At 66.2% G+C, this 14,323-nt stretch carries 17 protein-coding genes; 5 read left to right on the forward strand and 12 right to left on the reverse strand.

Annotated features, from left to right (window positions below; all coding sequences use genetic code 11):
- Position 1 precedes the first annotated feature (1 nt).
- Positions 2 to 1,078 carry an NrfD/PsrC family molybdoenzyme membrane anchor subunit gene (gene nrfD, locus ABD53_RS06035; RefSeq protein ID WP_084709357.1) on the forward strand — a complete coding sequence of 359 codons (1,077 nt, stop codon included), beginning with the start codon at positions 2 to 4 and terminating at the stop codon, positions 1,076 to 1,078.
- Between the two features lie 15 nt (positions 1,079 to 1,093).
- Here nrfD and ABD53_RS06040 read toward each other — a convergent pair whose 3' ends face one another.
- The 4 genes from ABD53_RS06040 to ABD53_RS16855 form a co-directional block, all read right to left on the reverse strand.
- Entirely contained in the window at positions 1,094 to 1,486 is a 393-nt protein-coding gene (locus ABD53_RS06040) for a (R)-mandelonitrile lyase (RefSeq protein ID WP_047864848.1), read from the reverse strand.
- Between the two features lie 88 nt (positions 1,487 to 1,574).
- A complete protein-coding gene (locus ABD53_RS06045) occupies positions 1,575 to 2,756 on the reverse strand; it encodes an MFS transporter (protein WP_160309637.1) in 1,182 nt (393 codons plus the stop codon).
- Positions 2,749 to 3,330 carry a TetR/AcrR family transcriptional regulator gene (locus tag ABD53_RS06050; protein ID WP_047864849.1) on the reverse strand — a complete coding sequence of 194 codons (582 nt, stop codon included), beginning with the start codon at positions 3,328 to 3,330 and terminating at the stop codon, positions 2,749 to 2,751. Before ABD53_RS06050 ends, ABD53_RS06045 begins: the two co-directional genes overlap by 8 nt.
- A gap of 74 nt (positions 3,331 to 3,404) precedes the next feature.
- Positions 3,405 to 4,232: a hypothetical protein gene (locus ABD53_RS16855; RefSeq protein WP_152670614.1), complete on the reverse strand. Its 828-nt coding sequence runs from the start codon at positions 4,230 to 4,232 to the stop codon at positions 3,405 to 3,407.
- Positions 4,233 to 4,487: 255 nt separating this feature from the next.
- Here ABD53_RS16855 and ABD53_RS16860 point away from each other — a divergent pair, with 255 nt between their 5' ends.
- On the forward strand, positions 4,488 to 5,231 hold the full coding sequence (locus ABD53_RS16860) for an LCP family protein (RefSeq protein WP_053057745.1): 744 nt from the start codon (positions 4,488 to 4,490) through the stop codon (positions 5,229 to 5,231).
- A 19-nt stretch (positions 5,232 to 5,250) separates the two neighbouring features.
- Here ABD53_RS16860 and ABD53_RS06065 read toward each other — a convergent pair whose 3' ends face one another.
- Entirely contained in the window at positions 5,251 to 5,961 is a 711-nt protein-coding gene (locus ABD53_RS06065) for a DUF2225 domain-containing protein (protein WP_047864851.1), read from the reverse strand.
- A gap of 163 nt (positions 5,962 to 6,124) precedes the next feature.
- On the opposite strand from ABD53_RS06065, the gene ABD53_RS06070 reads away from it, so the two are divergent.
- Both ABD53_RS06070 and ABD53_RS06075 read left to right on the forward strand, forming a co-directional pair.
- Positions 6,125 to 6,343, forward strand: a complete 219-nt coding sequence (locus ABD53_RS06070) for a hypothetical protein (protein ID WP_047864852.1) — start codon at positions 6,125 to 6,127, stop codon at positions 6,341 to 6,343.
- A 135-nt stretch (positions 6,344 to 6,478) separates the two neighbouring features.
- The gene (locus ABD53_RS06075) at positions 6,479 to 7,096 is read left to right on the forward strand and encodes a LexA family protein (RefSeq protein WP_047864853.1); all 618 of its coding nucleotides are present in this window, start codon (positions 6,479 to 6,481) and stop codon (positions 7,094 to 7,096) included.
- A gap of 21 nt (positions 7,097 to 7,117) precedes the next feature.
- Here the strand turns inward: ABD53_RS06075 and ABD53_RS06080 are convergent, their stop codons facing one another.
- Both ABD53_RS06080 and ABD53_RS06085 read right to left on the reverse strand, forming a co-directional pair.
- Positions 7,118 to 7,516, reverse strand: coding sequence for a DUF3037 domain-containing protein (locus ABD53_RS06080; RefSeq protein ID WP_047864854.1), 399 nt, complete (start codon positions 7,514 to 7,516; stop codon positions 7,118 to 7,120).
- A complete protein-coding gene (locus ABD53_RS06085) occupies positions 7,513 to 8,334 on the reverse strand; it encodes a HipA family kinase (protein WP_047864855.1) in 822 nt (273 codons plus the stop codon). The genes ABD53_RS06080 and ABD53_RS06085 overlap by 4 nt, the downstream gene beginning before the upstream one ends.
- Positions 8,335 to 8,516: 182 nt before the next feature.
- On the opposite strand from ABD53_RS06085, the gene ABD53_RS06090 reads away from it, so the two are divergent.
- Positions 8,517 to 9,452, forward strand: coding sequence for a hypothetical protein (locus ABD53_RS06090; protein ID WP_053057746.1), 936 nt, complete (start codon positions 8,517 to 8,519; stop codon positions 9,450 to 9,452).
- On the opposite strand, the gene ABD53_RS06095 is transcribed toward ABD53_RS06090, so the two are convergent.
- Genes ABD53_RS06095 through ABD53_RS06115 form a run of 5 tightly spaced genes read right to left on the reverse strand, consistent with a single transcriptional unit; the run spans position 9,442 to position 13,952 of the window.
- Positions 9,442 to 10,317 carry a CoA transferase gene (locus tag ABD53_RS06095; RefSeq protein WP_235401390.1) on the reverse strand — a complete coding sequence of 292 codons (876 nt, stop codon included), beginning with the start codon at positions 10,315 to 10,317 and terminating at the stop codon, positions 9,442 to 9,444. The two genes, ABD53_RS06090 and ABD53_RS06095, sit on opposite strands and share 11 nt — an antisense overlap.
- Before the next feature lie 3 nt (positions 10,318 to 10,320).
- Positions 10,321 to 11,064: a 3-hydroxyacyl-CoA dehydrogenase gene (locus tag ABD53_RS06100; RefSeq protein WP_047864857.1), complete on the reverse strand. Its 744-nt coding sequence runs from the start codon at positions 11,062 to 11,064 to the stop codon at positions 10,321 to 10,323.
- Between the two features lie 8 nt (positions 11,065 to 11,072).
- Positions 11,073 to 12,215 (reverse strand): thiolase family protein, encoded by a 1,143-nt coding sequence (locus ABD53_RS06105; protein ID WP_047864858.1) that lies wholly within the window; start codon positions 12,213 to 12,215, stop codon positions 11,073 to 11,075.
- Between the two features lie 52 nt (positions 12,216 to 12,267).
- Positions 12,268 to 13,029: an ABC transporter permease gene (locus tag ABD53_RS06110; protein ID WP_047864859.1), complete on the reverse strand. Its 762-nt coding sequence runs from the start codon at positions 13,027 to 13,029 to the stop codon at positions 12,268 to 12,270.
- Positions 13,026 to 13,952, reverse strand: a complete 927-nt coding sequence (locus tag ABD53_RS06115) for an ABC transporter ATP-binding protein (protein WP_047864860.1) — start codon at positions 13,950 to 13,952, stop codon at positions 13,026 to 13,028. Before ABD53_RS06115 ends, ABD53_RS06110 begins: the two co-directional genes overlap by 4 nt.
- Between the last annotated feature and the right edge of the window lie 371 nt (positions 13,953 to 14,323).

A 14,323-nucleotide genomic window follows, 5' to 3' on the forward strand; every position in this document is an offset into this window, starting at 1 on the left:
GATGAGCGACGCCACGCAGGATACGCTTGGATTGCAGGGCGAGCCCGGCCGCAACGGCAGTAGCGCCGAGACCTCTCACCACACCAAGGAGGACGAGAAGCGCCAGCAAAAAGAGTCCGGCTACTACGGTATCCCCCCGATAAAGAAGCCGCACTGGACGTGGCAGGTGCCGCTGTACCTGTGGCTCGGCGGGATTGGCGCGGGGTCGCATCTCATTGCGACGCTGGTGCGATTCATGAAGGACGGAGACCCGGCGCTGCTGCGGGCGAGCCGGTACACGACGCTCGTGACCATGATCCTCTCGCCGATACTCCTGATCTGGGACCTCGGGCGTCCGGAGCGTTTCCTGAACATGCTGCGCATCGTCAAGCTGCGCTCCCCGATGTCCACCGGGAGCTGGTCCATCTCCATCTTCGGTGCCATGAGCGGGCTCATAGCCACCCATCAGGCCGCCGAAGATGGTCTGCTCGGGCGAGATAACCTCGTCGCGCGCGCCGCGAAGCGGTTCATCCCGGATCGGGTACTCACGGTAGTAACGTTGCCGTTCGGGCTGTACGTCGGGGCTTACACGGGGATACTCCTCATAGCTACCAGCGTGCCGATGTGGGCGAAGAACTGGATGCTCATGGGTCCGACGTTCCTCTCCTCGGGTTTCTCCAACGCTCTCTCTGCGATGTCCCTGATCCTGAACCTCGGACGCTGGGGCGAGCACAGAACCCACTCCATGCTCCGCCGGGCCGAGAAGGCCACGCTCGTTATCGAGGCCGCGCTCGTGCTCGGCTCGCTCTACAAGATGGGCCGCTGGGGGAGCCCGCTGCGCTCCCGGAGGCTCGCGCCAACGTTCTTCGGCGGCTCGCTGCTGGGAGGCATACTGGTGCCGTTCGCGCTGCTCTCCGGTCTATTCGGCGAGCAGAGCCGCAAGAAATCCATGCTCGCCTCGGCCCTGGTGCTCGTCGGTGGCCTGCTCTTCCGCTTCGACATGGTGCTGGGCGGCAAGATGTCCGCCGACGACCCCGAGGCGACCTTTACCTTCGCCCAGCCGGAGAGAGACTCCGGGGAGCGAGGGACGACGCCGTAGACTCCGGGGCGGCTCCTACGAGAGGTAATCCTCGTCCGCCACGGGCTCCTGCCACTGCGTCGCGCCGTCGGATTCTAACGCCGGGCTGACGGCGACATGCACCATGAAGGTGTCGGGGGCCGCGCCGTGCCAGTGTCTCTCGTTCGGGGCGATGTAGACGGTGTCGCCGGTGTTTATCCGCTGCACCCCTTCGCCCTCTCTCTGGGCGCGGCCGGTGCCGGTTACTATGTAGAGGAACTGACCCTCCGGATGGGTGTGCCAGTTGGTGCGGGCGCCGGGCTCGAACAGCACCCGGAGCATCGCCGCTCCGGGTTGGGGGATCGACGTTCCGTCCATCCAGACGGTGCCGGTGAACCACTCCTCCGGGCCGCGGCGGGTCTCCGTGTCTGCCGGTGAGATCACCCTCATACAGCCTCCTCGTAGTCGATTATGAGCGCGATTCTAAATGAGGATGAATGAGGAGACATGAAGAGACGTCGGTGGCGTTCCGGTGTGTCTAACGAGGCCGTACGATCACGGTCAGCGCCGCTATGGCGCCGCAGATCAGGAACACCGTCTGGTAGCCGAAGGCCCCGGCTATGAGGCCCATCGAGGCCGGAGCCAGCACGCTGCCGACGGCCAGGGCTATCAGGGCGGCGCTGAAGCCCGCCGAGGGGCCTTCCGGGAAGACCCGCGAGCTCCATACGGCGAGCAGGGCGCTGATCATCATTACGTAGGCGCCGAACAGGGCCGCCGAGAGGATCGCCGCCGCCAACGAGCCCGGAGCGACGCCCAGAAGCACGGTCGAGAGGGCGGCCGAGAGCAGGATCACGGCCAGCACCCTCCTCAGTCCGAGCCTGTTTATGGCGTCGCCCGTGAAGAACCCCGCCACGCCCGCCGCGCCGAGCACCACGAACATCAGCGGTCCGAGCGGGGCTCCCAGCGGCAGCGTGAGATCCCCGTTGCGCGAGACGTGGTCCACGGCGAAGGAGTAGTAGACCGAGCTGACCACGCCGAAGGACGTGGCCACGACGAACAACGGTACCGCATCCCCCCGGAAGAGCCAGCGCACCCCTGTAAGGCCCGCCTCCTCTCCTCCGTCCGGGCGCCCGTTACCGGAGGGCAAGACGGCCGCATTGCAGACCAGCGCCACCACCGCCACGACGGAGAATGCCACCCATCCGATGCGCCAGCCGTCGCCGGTGACTAGGGCCGTAACGCCGGCGCCGGCTATCCCGAAAGTCGTGCCCGTGCTGACCACGGAGAGCACCCGGGCTCGGAGGGCGGGCTGCACCGCGCGCTCGGCCGCGTCGTTGTAGGGCGACCACACCCACCCCGCGCTGCTCGCGGCGAGCGCCACCCCCGCCGCGAGCACCAGCGCGTTCGGTGAAAGGGCTATGAGCATCATCCCCAAGGCGGCGGAGATGGCGCCCGCGACCACCGGTAGCCGGGGCCCTAGCCGTGTTGCTATCGCACCAACGGCGAATAGCGCCGCGAGGTGTCCCGCGTAGCCCCCGCTGGCGATCAGGCCCGCGACCCCGGTGGAGATCCCGAACTCCTCCCGCATCCACGGCAGGAACAGACCGTACCCGTTGCGCGCCGGACCGAAGGCCACGGCGGTCGCCAGGGCACCGGCGATGGCGAGCCGGGCGCTGGCGGGCCTCACGGCGCCGGACTCCCCGGGCTTCGCCTCACCCAAGCCGAGGGCCCGGCCTATCCTCTATTAACGACTCCGCCAGGAGCCGCGCCCGGCCGATGCCTCGTTCGTCTCCCTCCAGCGCGCCGGTAACGTAGGCGCCTTCCAGAATGAAAAACAGGTGCTCCGCCAGCTCTCCGGGCTCCTCGGAGCCAAGACCCGAGACGAGATCGGCGAGGAGCCCGCGTACCCCCGCCTTATGCCTCTCGACCACGGTCCTGCCGGGATGCTCCCTGTCGGGAAGCTCCGCGGAGAAGTTTACAAAGCCGCAGCCTCTTAGCCTCCCGGAGACGAGCCAATCGCGGTAGGCGTCGAAGACGGCCAGCAGCCGCTCCTCCGGCGTCTCGTATCGTTCCAGCGCCTCATCCAGGTACTCCCACCAGCGCCGGTCCCTCTCCTCGAGGTAGGCTGCCACGAGCTCGTCCTTGGAGCCGAAGTGCGCGTAGAGGGTCATCTTCGTCACCCCGGCATGCCCGGCGATTGCCTCTATGCCGCTGGCCCTGATCCCCTCCTCGTAGAAAAGCTCCCCGGCGGCCGCGATGAGCCGTCTGTGCGTATCCTCTGCTCTCTGGCCCATGACCCGAGTATACTGACCGGTAAATATATAATCAAGATAGAATGGGCCATGCCGGGGGCGGGTTTCCGGGGTCGCTACCGGCGGTGGAGGCCGACGTGTATGCGGCGGGAGTCCTCGTAGTCTCGGACGGCGTCCCAGAGCTTACCCTCGGGGACGGTCTCGTGCCAGCGGTCGGTGCGGTATCCGTAGCGGCGTTTCAAGAGGCGTACGGAGGCGTCGGTGTAGCGCCGGGACCAGAGCAGCCTGGAGGTCCGGTCGGGCTGGCGGGGCAGGAGGCCGAGCCGGCTCTCGCGCCACCAGGTGATGTCCGGGAGGGAGGCGGCGTCGAGATCCCCGGCGAGCAGCAGGTTCGTCTCCCACTCCACGCGCAGCGCGTTCATCTCGAAGGTATCCGGCAGGGTACTGAGCGGGCCGAGCTCGAAGGCGTCCCCGGCCTCGAAGCCGAAGGTGCGCTCGAAGCGCCTTTTCAGGCTGCCCTCTCCGAGGCCCTCGTAGCGGGCCCGGAGCGCGAGCATTTGCTCGTCGGGGTAGGCCCGCAGGCCGCCGAGCGTGGGGTGCAGGGGATCCAGGCCGGCTTTCTCCAGCCTCCGGGCGGCCCGGGAGTAGGAGTGGGCGCTCAACGCCATCCACACCGCGTACCCGGCGGTGGAGATCGCCGCCCCGAGCGCCATCGTCCAGTAGAAGGCGGTGGGCGGCACCATGACGCCCTGGCCCTCTATGTAGCGCGGCCCGAAGAGGTTGTAGAAGAGCACCACGCCAGTCATCAGGGCTATGAAGGCCGTAAAACCGACCGCCGCGAACGACCCCAGACGCCGCAACGGCGGGGCGCAGGCGGAGGCGAGCGACTCCCAGTGCTCCCGTTCCTCCTCGATGCCCGGGGGCTCTGTACGCAATCGGTCCATAGCGTCGGATTATATAGGCTACTACCGCTTCCCGGATGGGTGAGATATTACCCCTCGAATCGTCTCGTACTAGATAAGTTAGATAAAGGTCGTCAACTGTGCTTTCATTCCGGCGTGCAGCACGAGAGAAGAGGAAGCTTTGAGACCCGGCGCCGCCCCGCTCATGGACGGGGCCGCGGAGGGTACTCGGGATACCGGGGTTATCGCCGGAGGCCCTATCGTGGGAGGATTTTCGCCGCCGTACTAGTCGCGCTGTTGGCGCTGCTGGCGTTGTACCTGATCTTCCCGTTCGGGACGCAGCGGGCCGTGCTCCTCGGTAGTGACGCCCGGGCCGACGAGGCTTCGCGGTCGGACACTATACTCGTGACCGCCGCCGGCTGGCACGACGGGATGCTCGCCGTGCCCCGCGACACCCTGCTGGAGATACCGGGCGTGGGAGAGGACAAGGTGAACGCCGCCTTCGCAAGCGGAGGGCCGGATCTCACGGTCCAGACGCTGGAAGGTTTCCTGGACCGCCGCATAGACAACTACCTCGTGATCAAGTTCGATGGTGTTGGCGACATCGTGGACGCCATGGGCGGCGTGACCATAAACGTCGAGCAGCAGATAGACCCCGTGGAGGCCGGCGGACCTGCTATATCGCCGGGCGAGCAGACCCTGAACGGTGAGGAGGCCCTGACCTACGTCCGGTACAGGGGAGGGCCAACCGCAGACATAGGACGCGCCGGACGCCAGCAGGAGTTCATGCAGGCCGTTATGAGCCAGGCTTTATCTCCGGCCAACCTGCCCAGGATGCCCGCCACCGCGGCCGCCATCCTGCGCAACGTGGACACGAACATGAACCCCCTGGAGGCGGCGAGATTCCTCGTACAACTCAAGCTCGCCGGCGAGAGACAGACGGCCACGTATCCCGGCACGCCACAGTACATAAACGGTATCTCATACTGGGTACCGGACAAAGCCTCCGGCGAACAGGTAATGCGAGACACCATAGGATAGAGGAGGGCCGGCTACGGGACTACGCGGCCTCTTCCCGGGCTAGCTCCCGCTGGCGGCATATGAGCCGGTCGAGCCAGGAGAGGTCTCTGGCTTCGGTGGAGCCTGTTTCACTCTGGGTCAGGGCGCGCTCGGCGTTTACGTACCAGTTCAGGGCCTCCCGGTGGTGTCCGAGGCGGCGGTTGAGCTCCCCGACGAGGTAGGTGGTGACGGAGAGCTCGCGGTCGTCGAGGGGCTCGTCGTCCAGGGCCCGGATGTAGTAGCGGATCGCCCGTAGCTGGAAGGTGCTCTCGAAGGGCTGCTCGCGCTCGGCGCGGCACACCCACGAGCCCCGCAGGCACAGGTCTCCGAGCTCCTTGTAGTCGTAGCTGCGCTCCTTGCCGCAGAGGTCGGCGGCGTGGAAGGCGAGCCAGGATGGTTGGGCGGCGCGGAAGACCTTCAAAAGGCCGTCCTCCCGGAGTAGCTCCCGCAGCTCCTCGCGCTCGTCGGAGAGGAGGGTTATCTCCGCGAAGTCCTCGGCCGCGGCGAACGAGCAGGCCGGGCACAGGGTGACGCTGTTGTTCAGGCCGTTCTGGATCAGGCGCGCCGCGTCCGAGCGGCGTCCCGGAAACCCCGGAAACCTGGGACATAGGTCGGAGTCGCGGCCGACGGTGACGTAGGTGGAGGCGGAGGGCTGGCGGAACACGTAGCTACAGACGGGGCACTGAGCGTAGGCTCGTCTTACCTCTCCCATCTTCGCCCTCTCTAGCGTCTTACGGTATCAGCCCCGGAGACCCCGTAACCAGCGAGCAGGTCCGGAGGCTTCTTCCGGGCCTCTGGAAACCGGATCGGGATTGAGTCTACCATACCCCCCGCAGACCCCGACCGCCGCCGCGGACGGCGGCAGGAGGCTTCTATTGCAAGAGATACAGCACGGAAAACAGCCGGGAAAGAGCGACTCCGAGGTTGCCCTGGACCTCATGCGCCTGGTGCTGGAGCAGGCCGGGGGCCGCCGGCTCTCTCCGACCCGCACCCTCGCCCTGTACCACCTGTGCAAGGAGGCCGTCGCCTACAGCCCGGAAGGCGAGGTCTCGTCCGACTACCTGGAAGACGGCCTTAAGAGGCTGCTGCAGTAGACTATCCAAAGTACACCGGAAACCCTGCGGCACCGGCTGCGTACCCGGAGGCTTCACGAATCGAGAGACAGACCGAGACATGAACCGAGAGACCGATTATGAGCCGAGGGCTTGGGGAGGCTGGATACAGTGCGCATGGCGGAGCGGGTCGGATTCGAAGAGAGGAAGGCGCTGCGTTTTATCGCGCGCCGGGAGGAGCGGGGCGACCCTTCTCCCGGTGTGAGGGAGATCGGCTGCGCGGTCGGGTTGGAGAGCGTGCGGGAGGTCCAGGAGGTCCTCAGCCGTTTGGACGGGGAAGGGTATCTGCTCCGGGACTCGGGCTGGCGGAGGATGCTGGAGCTCACCGAGCGCGGCTGGAGGATCGCGCGGGGTCCCGAAGGAGCTTACGACTCCGGGGAGCCGGCGGAGCATATGGATTATATGGAAGGGGATGGGCTGCTCCAATCCCCGGACGGCGCGCGGCGGCGCATACTGCGCCCGGAGCCTGAGAGCCTGATGCGGGCCGGCATGTCCGGCGACGAGCTCGTGGTGATCGAGGAGGGCACGAAGCCCGGGGAGGGGGAGATGGTGGCCGCGCTCGTGGGAGGGGAGATCGTGTTGAGGAGGATCCACCGCGGAGAAGAGGCCGTGAGCCTGCTCCCGGTGTGCGATATTCCCGCGGACCCCAACGACGCCCCTGCACCCGGACCGCCGCTCCCGGCCCCGGAAGCCCGGATACAGGGCCGGGTCGTGTACGTGATCCGGCCTCTCTAGATAGGACGGAAGAGAGCCGGGCTACTCCCGCCCCGGTCTGTAGACCATCTCCCGCATTAGACGTTCTAGCTCCTCGTCCGGGTCCTCGCACAGCCCGGTGTGTACCGGCGAGGGTTGTATGACCGTGGAGCGCGGAGCGACGACCCGCCCGAAACGCTCCCGGCGCGGCAGGCTCCCGAGCGTCCCTGCCGGCTCTCCTCCGGCGCAGACCCGGCGGACGGCTTCCAGGTGCTCGTCTACCGCCGCCGCGTCCAGCTCCGGGTCCAGGGCGCGCAGCCGCTCGCGGTCCAGGTGGACGCGGGCCTCCAGAAAGCGTCTGTGGGGGCAGTAGAGGACCACGCCGGCGTTCATGGCCTCGCCGCGCTCCACCCGGGGCACGACGCGGAGCACGGCGTACTCGTAGGGATCATAATGGGTCATAGGCGCTGCTCACGCATCTCCTCACGCATCTCCTCACGCGTCTCCTCCAGCGCGCGGACCCACTCCCTCGGCCCTTCGAGCCGGGACGAGAGGTACTCCAGATACGCCGCGCGCACCTCTGCGGCGTCCGCGAAGCCGGCCTCCCCCGCGAGCCACTCGTCGGGGATGAGATCCAGCACCTCCCCGAGGGTGCCGGGAGCCAGCTTCGGGGCGAGCTCGGCGTCAGCCTCCCGTATATCCGCCGCCTGCGGCAACAGGACGTGCTCGCGGGCGGCGGCGAAAGGCCGCTTGCTGGCCCTCCTCCAGTCAGACCAGCTGTGATGGAAGTACAGCGCGGCGCCGTGGTCTATGAGCCAGACGTTCCCGTGCCACAGGAGCAGGTTGGTGTTGTGGGCGGTGCGGTCCACGTTCGTCACCAGGGCGTCGAACCACACGATGCGGGCGGCGAGCGCCGGGTCCAGGGTCCGGGCCAGCGGGTCGAAGCCAAACGCCCCGGGCAGGTAGTCCAGGGCAAGGTTCAGGCCCGCGCTCCAGCGCACGAGATCCTGTATCTCGGCGTCGGGCTCGGTGCGGGCGAGCTCGGCGTCCAGGTCCACGAAGACCAGCTCCGGGACCGGGAGGCTGAGCGTGCGCGCGATCTCTCCCGCTACCAACTCCGCTACGAGAGCCTTGCGGCCCTGACCCGCGCCCCGGAACTTGAGCACGTAGGTGCCGAGGTCGTCGGCCTCCACTATCGCCGGCAGGGACCCGCCCTCCCGCAGCGGCGTGACGTACCTGGTCGCCCGGACCTCCCTGAGATCTCTCGTGTCCTCCGTCATGCCACGCGCAAGCATACCGCAAAGCGTCCGGTCCTCCTCCCGGGAGCCGGAGCTGCCCGGTTACGGCGACTTGGGTTATCCTGTGGGTCTCGCAGTTACCCGGCATTTGGTATCACTGAGACCAAGAGGTTCGGTAGGCGGGGTGTAGAGGGGTGTAGAGGGTGTTTTAGAAGGGTGGTGGCTTGATGGGCATGAGGGGTGTGGCGGGTGAGACCGTTAAGGGAGCGTCGGGCTCGTCCAAGGTCGGCGTGTACGGGCGGTGGCTCGCGCGGCGGGCGTCACGGGGTCTGGGAGGCTTTGCCCCGCACGGCTGGCTCGGGCTGGCGCTCATCGCCGTGATGTGGCCCCTGAACTGGGGGCTCGGCATAGACGGTCTGCGCACCCACATACTGTTCTTCCCGCTGTGGCTCGGGTACGCGCTGGTGCTGGACGCCCTGGTGCTCAGGCGGCGCGGCACCTCGCTAATAACCCGCTCGGCCAGGGGGTTCGCGCTGCTTTATCTGGCCTCGATGCCGGGCTGGTGGCTCTTCGAGCTAATAAACTGGCGCACGGAGAACTGGAGCTACTCGGCCCGAGATCAGTTCGGGAACCTAGAGTACTTCCTGTTCGCCACGCTGTGCTTCTCGACCGTCATGGCGGCGGTCTTCGGGAGCGCGGAGCTCGTACGCTCGACGCGCTGGATCGAGCGCCTGCGCAACGGCCCGAGCATCGGCTCGGAGCGCGCCTGGGCCAGGACGATGCCCTTTGTCGGGGTGGCGGCGCTGGTGCTGATCATGATCTGGCCGAACTACTTCTACCCGCTGGTGTGGGGGACGGCGTTCTTCCTGATCGAGCCCCTGAACTACCGGCTCGGCAAGCCGACCTTGCTCGCCCCGCTCTCCCGTGGCGACTGGCGGCCCTTCGTGGCGCTCGCGCTGGGGGCTCTTTTGTGCGGCTTCTTCTGGGAGATGTGGAACTTCTACGCCGCGCCCAAGTGGTTCTACGACACCCCGGGCGTGAACTTCTTGCACGTCTTCGAGATGCCGATTCTGGGGTACATCGGGTACCTGCCGTTCGCCCTCGAGCTGTACGCGCTGGCGAACCTGATCCTGCCGCGACCACCGGCTCTCAAGCTGTAGGGTGTCCGGGAGGAGCCTCGCGCAGGGCCACTATCGGGAGCCCGCGCGCCGCGGCCCACTCTTCCCACCAGTGGGCCGGATGCTCCGCGAAGACGGCTTCTAGCCCGCCGCGATCCGCCTTCTCCAGCCCGAGCTCGGAGAGTAGCTTTCCCAGAAAGTGTTTCTCCAGGGCGGCGACCGCGATCCAGCCCTCAGAGGCTCGGTACAGCCCGTAGCCCGCCGTCTCGCCCCCGAGCACGCCTCCGGGGGAGGTGAGCCCGTGGACGAGCGGTTCCGCGAAAGCCTCCGCCGCCTCCGAGAGCGCGACCTCCGAGTAGCCCGGCCCCAGGCCTCGCTCCCTACCGAGCAGTAGCCCGAGCGCCGCGCTCACGGCCCGCTCGGCCCCGGCGAGGTCGGCGGTCAGGGTGCGCGGCAGGTCCGGCGGCGAGAGCAGGCCCCAACCGGCGAGATAGGTCAGGTCGTGGCCCGGCTCGTCGGCTCTTGGGGAAGGGTTGCCAACGATCGCGACCTGCGAAAGCCGGGGATATTCCGCGTGCAGCTCCTCCCAGGATAGCCCCAGACGGGCGAGTGAGGCCGGGCGGCTGGAGGTGAGGAGCAGGTCCGCGCCATCCAGAAGCGTGGCAAGCTCCTCGCGGCCACCGGCGGCTTTGAGATCCAGCCGCCGCACCTCCTGACCCGAAGCGAGAGATTCGTACCACGCCGGGCTGAAGTGAGCCAGAGGGTCGCCGCCCGACGGCTCGACCTTCGTCACCGTGGCGCCGAAAGCGCGCAGCCTGGACGCCGCGGCCGGTCCCGGCACGTTCACCGCGAGGGTGACCACGCCGATCCCCGAGAGCGGGGCGGGCTCTGCCACTCCTTCTGGCACCGCTTACCTCGGGGCCATGCGGATCGCGCCGTCTAGCCGGATCACCTCTCCGTTCAACATCGGGTTCTCGATGATATGCGTGGCCAGTGAGGCGTACTCCTCCGGGGTGCCGAGCCTGGAGGGGAACGGCGCCTGCTTGCCCAACGACTCCTTCGCCTCCTCCGGCAGCCCGGCAAGCAGCGGCGTGTCGAAGAGGCCCGGCGCGATGGTCGCCACCCGGATACCGTGCGCGGCCAGCTCGCGCGCTATGGGTAACGTCATGCCGACGATGCCGCCTTTGGAGGCGGAGTAGGCAACCTGCCCGATCTGGCCGTCGTAGGCCGCGACGCTCGCGGTGTTCACGATGACCCCGCGCTCCCCATCCCCGCCGGAGGGCTCCCGGCGAGACATCGCCTCGGACACGAGACGTATGGCATTGAACGTCCCGATGAGATTAACCTGCACGACCTTGGAGAAAGAGTCGAGCCCGTGCGGACCGTTCTTGCCGAGCACTTTCTCCGGCGGGCCGATTCCGGCGCAGTTGACCAGTCCGTCCGGCCCGCCGAGCTCTTCCGCCGCCTCCACCGCGCCGCGCAGGGCCTCCTCGTCCGTAACGTCGGCCTCTACGAACCGGCCGCCTTTCGGGGCCTCGCCCGCCAGGTCCGCGACCACTACCTTTGCCCCGGAAGCGGTTAGCCTCTCGGCGGTCGCCCAGCCGAGGCCCGAGCCGCCGCCGGTCACGATGAAGGTGCTGCCGTTTAGCTGCATTGGATACCTTAGATCCTCTCTATAACGGTGGCGGTCGCCATGCCGTGCCCGATGCACATGACCTGTAGCCCGAGCTGTCCGTCGGTGGATTCGAGCCCGGCGACCAGCTTCGCCATCAGGCCGCCGCCCGTCGCGCCCAGCGGGTGTCCGTGGGCTATGGCTCCGCCCCAGGGGTTGACCCTGTCCATGTCCGGCTTAAGCTCGTCGGCCCAGGAGAGGGCGACCGTGGCGAAGGCCTCGTTTATCTCGATCCAGTCCAGATCGTTTATGGAGATGCCGGCCTTCTTGAGCGCGGCTCGGGTCGCCGGGATCACACCCGTAAGCTGCAGCGCCGGGTCGTCACCGACCGCCACCCGCGAGAGGAACCGCGCCTTCGGCTTAAGCCCGTCGGCCTCGGCCCGCTCACGGTCGGCGACTAGCACGGCGGAGGCCCCGTCTGAGAGCTGACTGGCGTTTCCCGCCGTAACCACGCCGTCCTCGCGGAATACGGTATCCAGAGCCGCCATCTTCGAGGAGTCCACGCTGGGCCGGACTCCCTCGTCCACGCTCAGCTTTACCTCGTTGCCTTCCTTGTCGAGGCCGGTGGTTGGCAGGATCTCTGGCCACTCGCTTCTGCCACCCGCCCGCTGGTGACTGCTCGCCGAGAGAGAGTCCGCGTCCTCGCGGGTGATACCCCACCTGTCCGCGATCCGCTCGGCGCTCTCGCCCTGGTGTATGAGCTCCTGTTTTTCGAGCAGGTCCGGGTTCAGCTTCTCGAAGCCGCCACCGATGTCGGAGAACATCGGCGCTCTAGTCATGCTCTCCACGCCGCACCCGATAGCGTAGCTCATGTCCCCGGCGGCTATCGCCTGCGAGGCAAAGTGCACCGCCTGCTGGCTGGAGCCGCACATCCGGTTCAGCGTAACAGCCGGGACCTCGACCGGGAATCCGGCAAGCAGCACGCCGAGCCTGCCGACGTTCGCGCCCTGCTCCCCGGCCTGGGTGACGCACCCGGTCACGACATCCTCGACCTCAGTGTCGTCCAGCCCTGCGCGCTCTACGAGACCGCGCAAGGTACGGGCTAGAAGCGCATCCGGCCTCGTCTCCCGGAACGCGCCGCCCCGCTTGCCAAACGGCGTGCGCACCGCCTCCACGATCACGGCTTCGCCCATCTCGAACCTCCTCTACGCCACTTACGTACGGTTCCCCAGTACATCATTCTAACTATGTTTTGAGCCGGTACCCGGTCTTGAAGATCCACCACACCGCCGTCATACAAAGGGCCAGGAAGAGGACCGTCATGCTCAGGCTCAAGCCGACGCTCACATCGGCGATCCCATAGAAACTCCAGCGGAAGCCGCTGATCAGGTACACGACCGGGTTGAACAGGGTTACCGTCTGCCAGAATGGCGGCAACATGTCGACGGAGTAGAAGCTGCCGCCGAGGAAGATCAACGGCGTGACTATGAGGAACGGCACGAGCTGCAGCTTCTCGAAACCGTCGGCCCAGATCCCCAGCACGAAACCGAAGAGGCTGAAGGTCATGGCCGTGAGCAGAAGGAACGCGAGCATCCACACGGGATGCGCGATCTCCAGCGGCACGAACAGGCTTGCGGTAGCCAGGATGATCAGGCTCAAAACGAGCGACTTGGTCGCGGCTGCTCCAACGTAACCGAGGACGATCTCGACGTAGGATACGGGGGCCGACAGGATCTCGTATATCGTACCCGTGAACTTGGGAAAGAAGATCCCGAACGCCGCATTGGTGATGCTCTGCGTCAGCAGAGAGAGCATGATGAGGCCGGGCACGATGAATGCGCCGTAGCTGATCCCGTCTATGTTCTGTATGCGAGAGCCTATCGCCGCGCCGAAGACCACGAAATAAAGGGAGGTCGAGATGACCGGCGAGACGATGCTCTGCAGCAAAGTACGCCAGGTCCTAGCCATCTCGAACTTGTAGATCGCGCGTATCGCGTGAAAGTTCATTCTCCTTCTTTCACCAAGTCGACGAAGATCTCCTCCAGCGAACTCTGTTTCGTCTGGAGATCCTTGAACTTGACGCCCGCGCCGCCCAGGTCTGCGAGCAGAGCAGGAATGTCCGCGCGTCCCGTACCCGTGTCGTAGGTGTAGATCAACTCGCTACCATCCTCGGTAAGCTCCAACTTATAGTCGGCAAGCTCGCCTGGAATCGCTTCTAGTCTGTCGTGCAATTGTAGAGTCAGCTGCTTTTTGCCGAGCTTGCGCATCAGCTCGTCCTTGTCTTCGATCAGGATTATCTCGCCGCCCGCGATCACGCCTATGCGGTCGGCCATCTCCTCGGCCTCGTTGATGTAGTGGGTGGTCAGGATTATGGTCACGCCGGTCTCACGCAGACTGCGCACCATCCGCCACATGTCCCGCCTCAACTCGACGTCGACGCCCGCCGTCGGCTCGTCCAAGAAGAGGATTCGCGGCTCGTGGGAGAGGGCCTTGGCGATCATGACCCGGCGCTTCATCCCCCCGGAGAGCGTCATGATCTTGTCGTCTTTCTTGTCCCACAGCGAGAGGTCTCTGAGCACCTTCTCGATGTAACCGGGATCGGGACGTTTACCGAAGAGCCCCCGGCTGAAAGTACAAGTGGACCAGACGGTCTCGAACGCATCGGTAGTGAGTTCCTGCGGTACGAGGCCGATCAGGGACCTGGCCGTCCGGTATTCGGTGAGTATGTCATGGCCGTCGGCTAGAACGACCCCCTGCGTCGGATTGACGATCCCGCAGACGATGTTGATCAGGGTCGTCTTCCCGGCGCCGTTCGGGCCCAGCAGGGCAAAGATCTCCCCCTGACGGATCTCCAGGTCTACGCCCCCCAGCGCCCGGAAGCCCGAAGCGTAGGTCTTGAAGAGCCCGGATACGGAAACGATGGGTTGCAAGGTCAGGCTGCCACCGCTCTCGAACGCGGAGTCTTGGCTCCGGATTTCGCTTCGGGAAACGGATTGGAACCCGGCGCTTTCTCTATCTTCTCTGAGAGGTTGCGCGGATACAATGGCACCCTTTCGAACTGGACGACTTTCAAAGCGAGAGCAGACCCTTCATGTCGTTCATCGATACACGAGCCACTAGCTTAGGTGCATCTAAGCTTACCGTAGCGCCGGTACTAGATGGCTTTTGGCAACTCTACATCCGTTTTGGCGAACTCACTACGATACCGTGCCCGTGGAGGCGGTGAATGAGAGCTTGCGTAATCTCCCATCTTCCATGATCAGGGCGGTTACGGTGTCGGCTTTGGCTCCGAGGCCGGTAA

This window comes from Rubrobacter aplysinae (assembly GCF_001029505.1).
Lineage (GTDB): Bacteria > Actinomycetota > Rubrobacteria > Rubrobacterales > Rubrobacteraceae > Rubrobacter_A > Rubrobacter_A aplysinae.

Bases quoted from the DNA above. Each gene is read 5' to 3' on its own strand.
- ABD53_RS06080 (WP_047864854.1), bottom strand. From the start codon at position 7,516: ATGACCCATTATGATCCCTACGAGTACGCCGTGCTCCGCGTCGTGCCC.
- ABD53_RS06100 (WP_047864857.1), bottom strand. From the start codon at position 11,064: ATGCAGCTAAACGGCAGCACCTTCATCGTGACCGGCGGCGGCTCGGGC.
- ABD53_RS06105 (WP_047864858.1), bottom strand. From the start codon at position 12,215: ATGGGCGAAGCCGTGATCGTGGAGGCGGTGCGCACGCCGTTTGGCAAG.
- ABD53_RS06085 (WP_047864855.1), bottom strand. From the start codon at position 8,334: ATGACGGAGGACACGAGAGATCTCAGGGAGGTCCGGGCGACCAGGTAC.
- ABD53_RS06110 (WP_047864859.1), bottom strand. From the start codon at position 13,029: ATGAACTTTCACGCGATACGCGCGATCTACAAGTTCGAGATGGCTAGG.
- ABD53_RS06075 (WP_047864853.1), top strand. From the start codon at position 6,479: ATGGCGGAGCGGGTCGGATTCGAAGAGAGGAAGGCGCTGCGTTTTATC.
- ABD53_RS06050 (WP_047864849.1), bottom strand. From the start codon at position 3,330: ATGGGCCAGAGAGCAGAGGATACGCACAGACGGCTCATCGCGGCCGCC.
- ABD53_RS16855 (WP_152670614.1), bottom strand. From the start codon at position 4,232: ATGGACCGATTGCGTACAGAGCCCCCGGGCATCGAGGAGGAACGGGAG.
- ABD53_RS06040 (WP_047864848.1), bottom strand. From the start codon at position 1,486: ATGAGGGTGATCTCACCGGCAGACACGGAGACCCGCCGCGGCCCGGAG.
- ABD53_RS06065 (WP_047864851.1), bottom strand. From the start codon at position 5,961: ATGGGAGAGGTAAGACGAGCCTACGCTCAGTGCCCCGTCTGTAGCTAC.
- nrfD (WP_084709357.1), top strand. From the start codon at position 2: ATGAGCGACGCCACGCAGGATACGCTTGGATTGCAGGGCGAGCCCGGC.